This window comes from Dyadobacter sp. SRI_021 (genome assembly GCF_057586235.1).
In genome coordinates this window covers 342197-356230 of the sequence record NZ_JBYCZM010000006.1, presented here as the reverse complement: position 1 = coordinate 356230, position 14034 = coordinate 342197, and the positions used below count along the sequence as shown (strand labels likewise).

The following is a 14034-nucleotide window of genomic DNA, read 5'->3' as shown; positions in this document are numbered from 1 at the left end:
CGGAGCGCTAGAAAAATATATGCCGTTCGTCGAGGAATTCAGGTGTTGGACGAAACAACCGTAGAAAACGCGGAATTGTCGTTAATCGGAATGGAGCGCATTCCCAGGAAGGAAAGAATCAGACAGATCAAGATATCTGCTGCATGGAAATATTTGATTTGAGCTTAATCAGCTCGCCCAGCAACGACGTGGTGGGAACTGCGACATTTCCCAACCGTTGCGCCAAACGGGCAATTTCGAGATTGAGTGAATCAATTTCTGTTTCCCGCCTGTTTAAAATATCCTGGTAGGTCGATATCTTCTGCCCTTCGGACATTTCACTGATACTCAGAATATTCTGAACAATGTCCTCTTCTGTCAAACAGAGACCGTGTTCCCGGGCTACAACAAGGCATTCACGGATTACCTGCTTTCCCATTTCGAGGACAGCGGCGTTTCGCCGGAATACGCCATTGTCTGTTTCCAGAAGCGGGCAAATCGAGTTGAAAACGCAATTGGAAATGACCTTTTTCCAAATAAAGGGCTGAATATCCGCTTCCGGCCTGAACGGGAAAATGCTGGTATTCAGCTGGGCAACGATGCTTGCCAGCATTTCTCCCGGGCCGGCGATTACCCCTATCGGCGAGGCCGTAACCAATCTGAACCGCACCCTGTTTTCCCCGGCCGCCTGGCTGGTTGCCATGAGCACACATCGGTACAATTTCTCAAAACCCATTTCTAAAAATGCGTTTTCGACATGTAGCCCGTTTTGCAGGAACACTATGGGCGATTGTTTCGCCCTGGCGTAAAGTTTCCGGGCAATCTGCTCATTTCCAAATGATTTATTGGTTAAAACGAGCAATCCATCCAACGTTTCATAGCTACTGATCGAGCTGATTTCAATGCGGGCGCTCAATAGTTCCTCGCCGGTATCGACCTGAACAAGTTCGTGAGATGCCCCTGAATTATCCACCGAGCCACGCAGAATGGTTACGCTCCGGCCATTGAGCGACAATGCCACAGCGAGCGCTTTGGCAATTACCCCATTGCCGATGATATAAGTTTTGTCAATCCCCGCGGGGTCAAGACCGTTCTCAACTTGCATAGCTAACCAATTTTTTGATCAAAGCATTGCCTGGTTTATCCAACCGACGTTTTACGCGAAACCACTGCGCGGATCTGCTTTTCGAGCAGATTAAAAACAAGTCCAGCCATAATGAAAACACAGGCTATCAGCTTCCATGACGACAATTCTTCACCCAGGAAAAACGCCGCGCTCAAAAGCCCTACAACAGGGACCAGCAACGTAAATGGCGTGACCACGGCTGTCGGATAGGTATTGAGCAAGAATCCCCAGATGCCATAGCCTACAAACGAGGATAGATAAACGATGTACAGGACAGCAAGAACTGTCTCGGTGGACAGGCCCCGAATGGAATGCATAATCAGTTCGGGACCTTCGAAAATATAGGAAACCGCCAACATCACGGGCGTCACAACCAGGCTCCCCCACGCAACCAGCGCAACGGGCGATTCCGCCGCGATTTTCTTTGAAAAAATATTCCCTGTGGCCCAGGAAAGTGCCGACAGCAAGGTTAGCGCAAGGCCAATGAATGTGGTGCTTCCGTCCACGTGGCTCGCGACGATGCCGATACCGACGAATGAGATCAGCGCACCGAAGACCTTCCAAATGCCCGGCACGTCCCCGAAGATCAATGCGGCAAGCCCCATGGAGAAGAACACCTGCACCTGAATGACCAGTGACGACAACCCCGCCGGGAGCCCGAGGTACATTCCTCCAAAAAGCAGCCCGAACTGAATCGCAAATGTGAAGATGCCATAACCAACGATCAGCTTAAATGGCGCTTTCGGCTTCGGCAGAAAGAAAACCCACGGCAAGGCTGTCAACGCGAACCGTGCCGTGCACAGAAGGATCGGCGGCAATTTTTCCAAACCAATGTGGATGGCGATGAAATTCAGGCCCCAGGCAATAACCGTCACCAGGGCGAGCAAAAGATGCTTCGGCTTCAAAATCAAACTGCTGTTAGTGTTTACTGCTTTATATGCAAAGTACCACAACAGAGTGGAGCGATAATAGATATAGTTTTTTGTTTTTTTAGGGGTACAGATTTACAAAGCCTGCTTTACGATATTACCTAGCCGTTTGAGGTCATGCTCCAATGCGTCGTCCCAGGGGAGCGCAAAGTTCAGACGCATGCAATTGTTGAAGTTGCTGTTTTGAGAAAACATACTTCCAGGCGCGAAGCTCAGTTTCTGGCTCAGGGCCGTCTGATAGAGTTCAGCTGTGTCCAAGCGCTTATCCAGTTCCAGCCATAGGAAAAATCCACCCTGCGGTTGGGATATTTTGGTGTTTTCGGGAAAGTAGTCCTCTATGGCCTGCTGAAATTTGAGACAATTGGTGTGCAGCGTATGCCGCAACGTCCTCAGATGATGGTCGTAACCACCATGTTCCATGAAATCGGCTATTACCTCCTGGAATAATGATGGAAGTGTCACTGTTTGCACCAGTTTCTGGCGGATAATCTTATCCTTGAACCGACCGGGGGCAGTCCACCCTACCCGGTAACCAGGCGCAACTGTCTTGGACACCCCGCCACACCACATGACGATACCCTCCTCGTCGAATACTTTGAACGGTTTCGGCCGCGTGCCGCTGAAAAACAGGTTACCGAACAGATCGTCGTCGATCAGCGGAATGTGGTGATGCGCGAGGAGCTTCACCAACTCCCTTTTATTCTCATCGGGTACAAGGCTACCCAGGGGATTATTGAAATTGGCCGTAAAACAACAGACATCGACCTTGTGGATGACCTTCTTCAATGCATCGATCTCGATACCGGTAAGCGGGTGCGTTGGCAGCTCGATCACATGCAGGCCCATCGACTTCGCCAGTTGCAGGATGCCAAAATAAACAGGGCTTTCCGTCGCAATGGTATCACCCGGTTTGGTCGTCGCCAACAGGCATTGGTAAATAGCGTTGGTAGTTCCCGTCGTCGTGACAATATCATCTTCGGTCAGGCTTCCATCGAAGATCAACGACCATTTGGCGATGTTTCTTCTCAAAGCCGTGCTTCCTTGTGCCGGCTCGAAATCCATTCCACTACCTTCGAGCTGCCGCATCGCCTTGATGATGCCTTTGTTCAACTTCGCAATCGGCAGCAGCTTGTTATCCGGAATGCCCAGGGAAAACTGCCTGATGCTTTTATCCCTCAATATGTCGAAAACGCTGCTGATCAAATCCTCGGAGTTTTTCCCCTTTTCCGGCGAAATGAGCTTACTCACCGACGGAAGTGCGAGTTTTCATTGAGACGTTTTACTCACAAAATAGCCCGACTTCGGCCGCGATTCGACCAGCGATTTGCTTTCCAGTTCCGCAAATGCCTGAATTGCCGTATTTAAACTTACGCCGTAAATCTGCTGAATAGATCGTATTGAGGGCAGCTTATCCCCGATTCTCAGCGTTTCAGACAGAATCTGGTCCTCAATAATCTTTGCAATCTTTCGATACAGGATTTCTTTTCGCATATTTAGCTCATCTGTACCCTGCAAAGGTATTGGAATTAAAGCTGTACCCTCGAATTTGCCGTGGGATAAATATTTAACACTATGAAAACACTCATTGGGATACTTTTATGCTCGATTTGCATCGAGGCTGCCGCGCAGAATGCTAACCCGACACTCACTAGTAAATTTATAAGCTTGTCGGGTGGACGAAGCACTCACGGCACCGGCGACATGACAGGTGTATCCCAACGGGTAACGTATGGCCAATATTTCAGAAAGAAACTATTCTGGTTTTCCGCGGTTGGGGCCGATATTCATGACGGAAAGGTTTTGAGCACAACCACTCAGGACGACGGCACTGTACTGGATCACTCTTACCGATACACGTCAGGGGCAATCCAAATTACCGGCGGTGCCGGATGGAGCATCCTGCGAACAAGTAAAAGCGAATTGGGTGCCAGGATCAGTGGGATATTACGCTACCAGTCTTCTTCCTATTTTGATCAACTGGCAGTTACCTACGATCCTCAAAAAATAGGTCCATATCCTGCAACTTTTATCCTCCATACCAGTCCTCAGCGGACATATGCCGTCGGAGTGGGACCCGAAGCATTTTACCAACAAAGTATCTTTAAATCGTTATTTGCTGGATTGTCCGCAGGATTCCAGGTAGATACCAATGGAGACGTATTAACTAACATATCCCTGTCGATTGGCAAGAGGATTAAATAGCGCTGCGAGAAACCCGGACCTGCATTATACCAGATTTACGAAACCTTCAATATTTCCTTTTCTACCCTTGACAAAAATTTGGAGCGTGACTTCAACGTCTCAATGTCCTTGTGGGAAGACAAATAAAACACACCTTCCTTCGCGGGGTCGTCCAGCAGGTAAAACTTGTAACCATACTTTACCTCACCAGGCAGCAATTCATTTCCTTTGACAGTTGGCACAAATTGGTAAAGGATAGCGCCATGCTCCTTGAAAAATTCAGGGGTATACGGGGTAGTCAGCTGGTCGGGATTAGGCGCCTTTGCTACATGGCGCTGCTCAAATCTGGGTTTCATCGTACCACCTCCCCTCTGCCCGCTGATTCCTGAAACAATTTTCGGGCATTTTCGTCTGATAGCTTTCTCATAATGATCAAAGTTGCTGTTGATGATGTACAGCAAAAATAACATTACCCTCTGAGAAGTGCACTATATTTTGATATTATTTTTATCTTATTTTTGATATTATTAAAATCAATACAATACGACTACCTGAAAGGTGGCTGCCTGAATAACAGTCCCTGAAAGTATACAGCCGGACGACCGGGGATTGAACACATCCCACCGAATCAGGAAATTTAAACGTAAAAATTTGGAGCAAATGAAAATACATCGTAATATTACGATACAATGAGACTTCATTATGGGCGCTACGAAAACGGATTTATTTACGAAGGAACAAAACGACCTCGCAGTGATGGCCAAAGCGATCGCTCACCCTGCACGGATTGCTATCCTGCAATACCTTGTCAGAAAGAATGCCTGCGTGTGTGGTGACCTTGTAGAAGAACTCGGACTAGCTCAGGCAACTACCTCCCAACATCTGAAAGAATTGAAAAATGCCGGAATCATTCAGGGGACAACCGAAGGTGTAAGCGTTTGCTACTGCATCAACCCCGAGGTGTGGAACCAATATAACGCCCTGTTCAGCAATTTCTTTAAAGAGGTTGATTTGTCGGGCGCCAAGTGCTGTTAAATTTTTTCAACCTAATAATCGCAATATTGCAATAGTACGATAAGAAAAACTGGAGACATGCAAACCGAAGAACAACTTAAAGAGCTCGTTAGGCAAAAATACAGTGAGATTGCTTTGCAGGATAAGGAAACCAATCAATCATCCTGCTGCGGTTCGGGCGGCTGCTCAACTGAAGTGTACAATATCATGAGCGACGATTACAGCGAATTGAAAGGATACAATCCGGACGCCGACCTTGGCCTGGGCTGCGGATTACCGACTCAGTTTGCCAAAATCAAAAAGGGTGACACGGTAATTGACCTCGGCAGCGGAGCAGGTAACGATGCATTCATTGCGCGGGAAGAAACGGGTATCGACGGACGCGTAATCGGTATCGACTTCACCCCGGCTATGATTGAACGTGCCAGGGTCAACGCCCAGGCCCGCGGTTTTCATAATGTCGAATTCCGGCAGGGGGATATTGAAAGAATGCCGGTAGCGGCAAACGTTGCCGATGTGATTGTCAGCAACTGTGTGTTGAATCTGGTGCCAAACAAGGACGGCGTTTTTAAGGAAGTATTTCGCGTATTAAAGCCAGGCGGCCATTTCAGCATCTCCGACATCGTATTGGTCGGTAACCTGCCCGAGGGCCTTCGCTCAGCTGCCGAAATGTATGCAGGTTGCGTGGCGGGTGCTATTCAAAAAAATGAATACTTGGAACTTATTGAAACAAACGGTTTCAAGAACATAACGCTCCAAAAGGTGAAAGCCATCGTGATTCCCGACGATATCCTGATTAATTACCTCGATGAGGCTGAAATAGCCTCCTTTAAATCAGGCAATACCGGCATTTACAGCATCACGGTTTACGCTGAAAAACCTGCCGGGAGTTGTTGCGCTCCCGGCTGCTGCAGTTAATCTTTGGCGGCCGCCCCAGCTCCTGGCGCAGATCATTCCCGGCATTCACGACGATTTTATCGCCTTTCCGAAGATTTCCGAAAACCTCGGTGAGGTTCGAGGACTTCTGCCTCAGCGACGCGCTTGAAAAAGAACTATCCGGCTGAAAAGGAAGCTAGCCCGCCGGGGCGATTGCTTGTCGCCATGCAAAGCGGACCTTTAAAGCGCCTCCAGCGTAGCAACAACTGCCGCAACGAAGCCCTTGCTAACTGTCCCGCTATCATGTGCCGCGTCAATCACACGGTATTCGCCCTGGTCGTCTTTCTCAAAAATCAATGTCTTGCCTTCGACTTCAATATGGAGCTGATAAGTGTAACCGAGTGGCACAATGGTCACTGGCAGTTCGTGGGAAGCTCCCTGATAATCGACAGGAAGCATAATCGTTTCATTCATGCACAAAAATAGCCACAATTATCCAAAGGCTCGAAAAACACGACAGAAAGTCAGTTCTCGTTATCATTCGCTAGAACAACTCCTTGCAACCAAACCTCGTACACAGGAGTCCTGAGCTATGCTGTGGCATCTTGTTTTATTGACATTTAAAGGCTCGAAGCTATGAGAACTGCGCTTGGTTTATTTTTAGCCTTATCATTAATCACTTGTAAGAAATCAAATGAGCCCGACCCTGATTGTGTAGAACGGGCGCGGGACTCATCGGGCTGTTCCTACATTTTGGCACCTGTTTGTGGTTGTAACGGAAAAACCTATTCCAACGACTGCGAAGCCCGCGCATACGGAATTACCAATTATGTTAAGGGAGAATGTGGCAACAAGAAGTGAGTCAACTGCATTTCAATGTCGTTATACCCGACTCAATGCATATAAAACAGCGGAATACGAAGTGGTCAATCCGCGCTGGCAGATATACGATACTAAAAGCCAGCGCCAAAGCCTACCGCGGGATAGACACCTCCCGTTGCCGGAGCGGGCATGTAAAAACCGGGATTCTGGCATGATTCACTAAATCCGCTGCGACGCTCGGCCGGAACATATGAGCGGGATCGGGGTTACCCATCGTGCCGATCGCGATCATACCCGCGCCGATCTGTGCAGCATATTTAAGTATCCCCGCCGCGACCTCGTCTGCATTCACGACGGCATTTTCGTAATGACCGATCCCCAGTTTCCGGCTATATTCCGTCAGTAACTCCATGGCTGTCTGCTCATGTCGGGCCGGGTTTGTTTCCACATATAAAAAATGAAACCGCCCACTGAACAGCCTCCGCATTTTCGTCAGACAGGCTCTCAGCTCACCGGGGTCATGATCAAGGTCGATAGGAACCACAATGTCCCGCGTGCCGGCAATGCGCGGGGGCTGTTGGATAGCCAGTACCGGAACAGGGGAAACGCGGACGATTTTCTCGGCATGCGAGCCGACGAAAACACCGTCCCACCCCCGGGAACCCCTAGTCCCTGCTATCACGAGGTCTATACCGTGCCTGGTCAGCACTTCGAGCACGGCATTCACAAACCGGCCACTTGCATTTAACCGCTGGATTTGAATCCCTGCCGGAAACGCAGTAAGCCATTCGGAAAGCTGTCTGTCAGCATTTTGCCCGTAGCTTCCAGGCTGCGTAGGATCTTGTACCGTAAGGATAAAAACCTCAACCGGTATTTTCCAATCGAATTTCGCGCACGCCTCCAGCGCTTGCCGGCACGCCTCAGAATAATCACAGGGAATCAGGATGCGGAATCTGCTATTTGAATTTGTCATAAGTCAATGGTTGCGGCGGTGCGGGTAAGTCAGGTTATTGGTAATCCGACATACTCCGGTTACATGCTCAATCCGGGATTCAACCAGTTGGCGATCCGTCTCAAAATCGACATGGCCTTCCAGGAATACCCAGCCGTCATGAACGCTCACTTGGATATCGCTTTCATTAATACGAACATCTCGGTGAAGAATACTGCTGATCTGCTCAGCAATGGCAAGATCGGGGATACAGGTTGTCATAGGAATATGTGATTTAAATGTATTGATACCATAATTATATGCCGGATCTAAATTAACCCTTCGTCGGCCGCCTGGTGATGATACCAGGCACCTCTGAATATGATCTTGCTCAATACCCGATTAAAACACCGGTCACAAACCAGCATGACATTCATCATAAATGTATCCGGGAAACGACCTGAAATTTGGGCAACAGAACTACCACAATTTACTACTACTCACTTAGAAATGCTCATGAAAAAAATCCTCGTTCCTATCGACTTTTCCGAGAATGCCGAAAAGGCACTTTCTTCCGCCATCCGTATCGCCGATAAAACGAAGGCCCGACTACTGGTCCTGTTCGTGTATCACCCCTACGTCAACGATGTCGCGCTGCCTGAGTATATCGGCTCTTTGGAAATATATAAAGAACTTGAAGCTTCCTACCGCGAAAAACTGGACGAGGCTGTCACGCTTGCGCGTCAAAAAGGAATCCGTGCCGAAGGAATCTGGGCAACAGGCGGAACGCAACCCGCAATCCTCCAACACGCACAGGAGAATGAGGTCGACCTGATCGTTATGGGGAGGACCGGGCAAGGTGGATTCCTGGACAAATTGCTCGGTAGCAACAGCGCTGCCATCGCTACCGAAGCGGACTGTGCGGTGCTGGTTATCCCGCCCAGGGCCGTCGACACGGATTTCCGGAACATCGTCTATGCCACCCAGCTGGAATTTGATGAAAAGCCCGTGCTCGCGCAGGCCATCGGGCTCGCACGGCAACTGAAAGCGCACATTACTTTTGTGAAAATTAACTCCGACCAACAACTCAATATTCAGCCGGACGGCCAGTATATTCAGGAGCTAAAAGAGTACTTCGGTATTCCTTCCGAAGACATCGTGGTGCGAGACGCCGACAGCGTCATGGAAGGGCTGCAAACACATTGCCACGAGACTTCCGCTGATATGCTCATTCTGTGCAGGCGCGATAAAAATCTCCTGCAACTCCTCCTGAATGGCGCGGGCCTGAGCCGGAAACTAGCACTTGCGACCGATACGCCATTGCTGGTATGCCATTTGAAAGATCAGAAAACTGCCTGAACACCATTTCGTCGATATGCATAAGTCAGCAGAACCCGGATTGAAAGCGGCGATTGTCTTCATGTTAACCACATTTCTGTTTTCCTGGGCTCTGTGGGCACCGCTGGCAATCGACGCGCTTTTCGAAACATCCACACCGCGTTTGCCCGGCCAGTTTTTTCTGGCCTCATTCGGTCCTCTCGCCGGCGGCATAGCGGCGAGCTACTATCAAGGCGGAAAGGCAGGATTGGCGTCCTGGGCAAGAAGTATTTTCCGTCTCCGGCTGAACGCACAGGCTTTCTACCTGACCGGCATAATGCTGGCCGCCTATTTCGTCATAGCGGTAGTTACCACCCGGATTGCTACCGGAACATTCGGTCCAATCAGCCATTTGGGAGAAACCAACAAGCTTCCGGGCGTGCCGCCTGTGCTGGTGCTACTGATTTGGATGCTCACATTCGGGATGGGTGAAGAATCGGGATGGCGGGGCTGGCTTTATGCATTCCTTATCACAAAATACACGCCTGTCCTTGCCGCCGCCTGCGTTACAGCCATATGGATGGTCTGGCACTTACCTGCGTTTGCTTTCAATGAAAATTACCGGGAAATGGGCTGGGGAGTAGTCGGGTGGGCGATCAGCCTGTTCTACGGATCGGTTCTGCTCGGTTGGCTGTTTCAAAAATCAGGCAGCATTATCCCTTTGATCCTTTGGCACGGAGCCTTTGATCTGATCACCGCCAGCGACTACCTGCCGGAAGTGGTCCCGATGGTTATCAGCGGTGTTGTGATACTGCAGGGTATTTACCTGGCCAGGCAGCAGGCAGCTCATCGGCATCCCAATGCCAATGCCGGTCAAATGCTATGTCGGTGATCGTGAAGTGAGCGGAAGGGAAATACCGCTTCCGCCCGATCCGGGCTGCTTACAGTACCTGGTGATTGCGAAGGTATCTCCGAAGCACCCAATCCTACAATTTAAAGATCACACCCAGATTGGTATTCCCCTGGAAAAAGAAGAAATGCTGGCTCGCGCGATCTTGCGGGAAATTGGTCGTCAGGATGTCGGGCATATTGATATAGCCGCCTTTCATTTCGGCCTGGACAAAGAAATGTTTAAAAAACGTCACATTCAGTCCGCCCACCAGGTTCATACCGTACCCTGCTATATGCCACTGGTCATTCTCGTCGAAGTTCAGCAGCGTCACATCTGTTTTAGGATAAAGAATACCCACGCCCGCTCCTTCGAAGATATTGAGCTCAATATTTTTGACCCTCAGTTTTCTCTCATCCAGCAGGTTATGCATCCGGCGGAGCTCGATATTCAGGTAATTCAGGCCGTTGGTGTGCTCGAATTTCAGAAAATCGCCTGTCAGTTTGAGGGGCTCGTTCTGATAAATCCGGTCATATTCGGTGCCTGAACCCGAAATCCGGCCGGTAATGTCGACAGTCTGGTCCTGCTTCATCACGTATTTCATGTGATCGAAACCAAAGGAAAGGCTGAATTCGGGAGTGATAAAATAGCCGATCCGGAAGTTGTACTGTGGGATGGTCATTTTGGAAGGATTAAAATACCGCGGAGTGAAGCGGGTCGGCCGGTCTTTGGCGATCACGCTTTTTAAGGTAAAGTCATATTCCTGACCCTTGAAGTGAATGTTGGATTGCGTGTAAGAAGCTCGGTTCCAGCCCCAATAAACGAAAATCTTGCCTTTTTGATTGTGAGAACTCACGGGTGAATACTGCGCATACGCGACGCTACTACATGCAAGCAACGCGCTTGCAATAAAAAATCTGATCATCCGATAAAATCGGGTCTTTTAAAAAGCAGAGCAGCTTTTGATTTTCTTGCTGCAAGGCTCTAAAAAGGCAACTATGTAACTGTGTGAATAGTTCGCTGAGAGCGGCACGTTTTTTGCAAAATCATGCGACAGATGCCTCCTAAAAAACCTCGCCGATATCTTTCACCCCATTTTCGATCAGCCAGCGCCTGAACAATGCTACATCCGCAGGGCAAAAATGGACGACGCGCCCATTGGTTAGCATGCATGTGAACAGCTCCTTTGACTGAATAAACCGAACCACTTCGATTGCGCGGTGAGGGAAGTCTGGAAATATCTCATTGTTCACAGGCACTGTATCGATAGACGAATGATTGACGATAAGAAAACAAAAAGCTTCTCCCGGCGATGCCGGGAGAAGCTCAAATCAGCGTTTTACCACCTTGACTGTCTCGGCAGTCCCATCCTCATACAGGATTTTTAATATACTCACTCCTTTACCCAAAGCCGGGAGCCGGACAGTTTCCGATTTCGGGCGGCCCGTGTCGAACACTTTCCGCCCATTCATATCCACCGCGGTAATGTTTATGACCCGTTTCCAATCGGCAACCGTCAGCTGTACCGGCCCGTCGGCAGGATTCGGATATGCGACGACCAGCTCTTTGCCATCTATCCTGATACTTCTGAGGCTGCTGTATGCAAAAGTGCCGTCCCTATCCACCATTTTCAGGCGATAGACGTTGTTACCTGACCTGGGCTGCTGATCCAGGTAAGTGTAAACCTGTTTGATCGCACTTTCTCCTTTTGCATTAACCGATGCCAATGTTGCCCAGTTTTTCCCGTCGCCGCTGCGCTGGATTTCAAAACGGTCGCTATTGGTTTCCGCTGAGGTGTTCCAGTCCAGACGGACATTTTGTTCTTCGGCTGTCGCCGAAAAGGAGATCAGGATTACCGGCATCGGGTCTTCGATTGATATCGCAAAGTTGTTATCCAGGTAACTAACGTCTGCCGCAATACGTCCCGTTACGTACTGAATGCCAGCGCAGTCGGCGGTCAGGCCAATGACTCCATCCACAGTCCCATCACCCTCCCCGCTTCCCGTGCCAACGGCTCCGCCTTCACGGATCGCGAAATAACCCGCAGGCATCTGGCCTTCTGTCGAACCACCGGAAGTTGTACCCAACACCAGTTGGTGGCTACCAGCCGCAACGTTGCTGAACAAGAAAGTACCCGAAGCGCTGACCGGCACGACTGCTTGAGAAGGAGCGCCCGGCCCTGTCGTAATCAGGGTCACGTAAAGGCCTAATGCGGATCCGTTAGCCGGCGATCCGTTCACGCCATCGTTAATGCCCGTCGGATCGTCGAAAACGGTTCCGCCGATATCCATTAAACAACCTGTGACAGTGAGCGTCGCATCACGTTGCTCTGCGATACAGACATTATCAGGATGTGAAATCAATACGCGATAGGCATTACCATTTTTAGCCAGACCTACGCCGGTCAATGTGAGCGTAGCGGTAGTAGCCCCGCTGTAAATGCCGCCGTCAACAATATTGGTGAAACCGGAACCTGTGTTCTCCTGCCATTGATAATGGATCGTGGCAGACACATCGGTAGCACCGGGATCATTGTAATTTGGCGTCGATCCCGTATAGGCAGTGGTGGAAGTGGCATTGGCAGCAACTGTAAATGAGGTTGTACCACCGCTCTCCACTGACTGGTTTCCCGGACCCGTACTTACCTGCAAACGGGTCGCATTTTTTACATTCTGGAAGCTGCCCGTATACCCCCCTTGGCCGGTTACTCTCCCATTTTCATCCACCTGTACCGGTGAAATGCCCAGTACACCGTCTCCGTCAACATCTGTGCCGCCGGCTTCCACTGCATCGGGACAACCATCGTTATCACTGTCGGTGTCCAGGTTATTGGCAATTCCATCCCCGTCAAAATCTCCACAATTGGTATTTGTCAGCGAAATGTCATCTATCGAAAAGTCATTGCCCCCCGCCTGAACTGAGGTATTTACCAGGGTTGCCCTGAACGTTCCGCTATTCGGCGCAACGAAGTCGACGCCCAAGCTTCTCCACACAACGTCAGCGATAGGACCTGTTGCCGCGGATGCGACCAGGACATTGTCAGATATTCTTCTGATTTCAATTCTCAGATTGTATGCTCCTCCTGTTCCCTGATTCCAGGCACCCTTATGCCACATTTGGTAGCGATAGCCATTTCCACCTGTCAATTGAATGTCTTCTCTGAAAAAGGTCCCTACCGAAGTCGAGCCATTCACCAGAAGGTAACAGTCTGTATTTGACCCATCGGTGTGTCCCGGATACTCCCATATCGCCGCGGGATGGTTCACAATGGCACCTGCATAATTGGCTACCGTATATTTTCCTGCGGCATTATTACCGTTCACACCCGGACCGTATGAATATCCGGCACCGGGTGGGTTCTGTAAGTCCCGGAAAAACGCTGTCGCATCCGGTGAGGTTCCGAAAGTCCCCCGGAACTCGTTGGAGAACAGCGTTTCACAGCCTTCATCGCTGTCCAGGATGCCATCGTTATCATCATCGACGTCGCAATCATTTCCTACGCCATCCCCGTCGGTATCGACAAATGCAGGATCGCCGGGGTCGCAGGATGTCATGATGGCTATTGATTTCACCGTCGCACCGGGTGCGGCCGGTACCGCTGTGTCGTGCGCGGTTGGAACTGTAAACGCGGACGAAAATGCCACGAGTGCAGCCCAACTAAATGCTGAACAAAGTAGATTTCTGCTCATAAGAAAATGGTTTTGATAAACGATCAATTATCGAACACACGCAACAGCCACGTCAAGCGCTTTTGCGTGTCGAATTATAGCTACCGAGGAGGGCTATATTTTTAGAGTGAACGTAAGCTCAGCAGGCAAGTCGCTCAGAATCATTTCTGCCGGAATCGCCGGAAGAAGATCATATTACTCATTGTTGGAAAAATCACTCCGCATAATCCTTTACCATGGTCTGATATGCCTTCATCGACGTATCACTTCCTGCTAGGAGTCAGACAAAAGTATTACGTGTA

Annotated in this window: 16 protein-coding genes; 6 read left to right on the top strand and 10 right to left on the bottom strand. The window is 49.7% G+C overall.

Annotated features, from left to right (window positions below; genetic code table 11):
* Positions 1 to 127: 127 nt before the first annotated feature.
* From AC2YIT_RS20420 to AC2YIT_RS20405, 4 genes are all read right to left on the bottom strand, one after another.
* Positions 128 to 1084, bottom strand: coding sequence for a ketopantoate reductase family protein (locus tag AC2YIT_RS20420; RefSeq protein WP_430849345.1), 957 nt, complete (start codon positions 1082 to 1084; stop codon positions 128 to 130).
* 35 nt (positions 1085 to 1119) lie between these two features.
* Positions 1120 to 2010 carry an EamA family transporter gene (locus AC2YIT_RS20415; protein ID WP_487280393.1) on the bottom strand — a complete coding sequence of 297 codons (891 nt, stop codon included), beginning with the start codon at positions 2008 to 2010 and terminating at the stop codon, positions 1120 to 1122.
* A gap of 99 nt (positions 2011 to 2109) precedes the next feature.
* Positions 2110 to 3282 (bottom strand): aminotransferase-like domain-containing protein, encoded by a 1173-nt coding sequence (locus AC2YIT_RS20410; RefSeq protein WP_487280392.1) that lies wholly within the window; start codon positions 3280 to 3282, stop codon positions 2110 to 2112.
* An 18-nt stretch (positions 3283 to 3300) separates the two neighbouring features.
* On the bottom strand, positions 3301 to 3525 hold the full coding sequence (locus AC2YIT_RS20405; protein WP_487280391.1) for a GntR family transcriptional regulator: 225 nt from the start codon (positions 3523 to 3525) through the stop codon (positions 3301 to 3303).
* Positions 3526 to 3606: 81 nt separating this feature from the next.
* On the opposite strand from AC2YIT_RS20405, the gene AC2YIT_RS20400 reads away from it, so the two are divergent.
* On the top strand, positions 3607 to 4236 hold the full coding sequence (locus AC2YIT_RS20400) for a hypothetical protein (RefSeq protein WP_487280390.1): 630 nt from the start codon (positions 3607 to 3609) through the stop codon (positions 4234 to 4236).
* Positions 4237 to 4271: 35 nt separating this feature from the next.
* Here the strand turns inward: AC2YIT_RS20400 and AC2YIT_RS20395 are convergent, their stop codons facing one another.
* On the bottom strand, positions 4272 to 4685 hold the full coding sequence (locus AC2YIT_RS20395; protein ID WP_430849353.1) for a hypothetical protein: 414 nt from the start codon (positions 4683 to 4685) through the stop codon (positions 4272 to 4274).
* Positions 4686 to 4917: 232 nt separating this feature from the next.
* On the opposite strand from AC2YIT_RS20395, the gene AC2YIT_RS20390 reads away from it, so the two are divergent.
* Both AC2YIT_RS20390 and AC2YIT_RS20385 read left to right on the top strand, forming a co-directional pair.
* On the top strand, positions 4918 to 5250 hold the full coding sequence (locus AC2YIT_RS20390; RefSeq protein ID WP_430849355.1) for an ArsR/SmtB family transcription factor: 333 nt from the start codon (positions 4918 to 4920) through the stop codon (positions 5248 to 5250).
* A gap of 57 nt (positions 5251 to 5307) precedes the next feature.
* Positions 5308 to 6147, top strand: coding sequence for an arsenite methyltransferase (locus AC2YIT_RS20385; protein ID WP_487280389.1), 840 nt, complete (start codon positions 5308 to 5310; stop codon positions 6145 to 6147).
* Positions 6148 to 6345: 198 nt separating this feature from the next.
* Here AC2YIT_RS20385 and AC2YIT_RS20380 read toward each other — a convergent pair whose 3' ends face one another.
* Positions 6346 to 6579, bottom strand: a complete 234-nt coding sequence (locus AC2YIT_RS20380) for a hypothetical protein (RefSeq protein ID WP_430849359.1) — start codon at positions 6577 to 6579, stop codon at positions 6346 to 6348.
* Between the two features lie 162 nt (positions 6580 to 6741).
* On the opposite strand from AC2YIT_RS20380, the gene AC2YIT_RS20375 reads away from it, so the two are divergent.
* On the top strand, positions 6742 to 6966 hold the full coding sequence (locus tag AC2YIT_RS20375; RefSeq protein ID WP_430849361.1) for a Kazal-type serine protease inhibitor family protein: 225 nt from the start codon (positions 6742 to 6744) through the stop codon (positions 6964 to 6966).
* Between the two features lie 112 nt (positions 6967 to 7078).
* Here AC2YIT_RS20375 and AC2YIT_RS20370 read toward each other — a convergent pair whose 3' ends face one another.
* Positions 7079 to 7900 carry a universal stress protein gene (locus tag AC2YIT_RS20370; protein WP_430849363.1) on the bottom strand — a complete coding sequence of 274 codons (822 nt, stop codon included), beginning with the start codon at positions 7898 to 7900 and terminating at the stop codon, positions 7079 to 7081.
* A gap of 3 nt (positions 7901 to 7903) precedes the next feature.
* Positions 7904 to 8140: a BON domain-containing protein gene (locus AC2YIT_RS20365; protein ID WP_430849365.1), complete on the bottom strand. Its 237-nt coding sequence runs from the start codon at positions 8138 to 8140 to the stop codon at positions 7904 to 7906.
* Between the two features lie 234 nt (positions 8141 to 8374).
* Between AC2YIT_RS20365 and AC2YIT_RS20360 the strand changes: the two genes are divergently transcribed.
* Entirely contained in the window at positions 8375 to 9217 is an 843-nt protein-coding gene (locus tag AC2YIT_RS20360; RefSeq protein ID WP_430849367.1) for a universal stress protein, read from the top strand.
* 16 nt (positions 9218 to 9233) lie between these two features.
* Positions 9234 to 10067 (top strand): CPBP family intramembrane glutamic endopeptidase, encoded by an 834-nt coding sequence (locus tag AC2YIT_RS20355; RefSeq protein ID WP_487280388.1) that lies wholly within the window; start codon positions 9234 to 9236, stop codon positions 10065 to 10067.
* 94 nt (positions 10068 to 10161) lie between these two features.
* On the opposite strand, the gene AC2YIT_RS20350 is transcribed toward AC2YIT_RS20355, so the two are convergent.
* A complete protein-coding gene (locus tag AC2YIT_RS20350) occupies positions 10162 to 10989 on the bottom strand; it encodes a hypothetical protein (protein WP_430849371.1) in 828 nt (275 codons plus the stop codon).
* A 406-nt stretch (positions 10990 to 11395) separates the two neighbouring features.
* A complete protein-coding gene (locus AC2YIT_RS20345) occupies positions 11396 to 13753 on the bottom strand; it encodes a T9SS type A sorting domain-containing protein (RefSeq protein ID WP_487280387.1) in 2358 nt (785 codons plus the stop codon).
* Positions 13754 to 14034 lie beyond the last annotated feature (281 nt).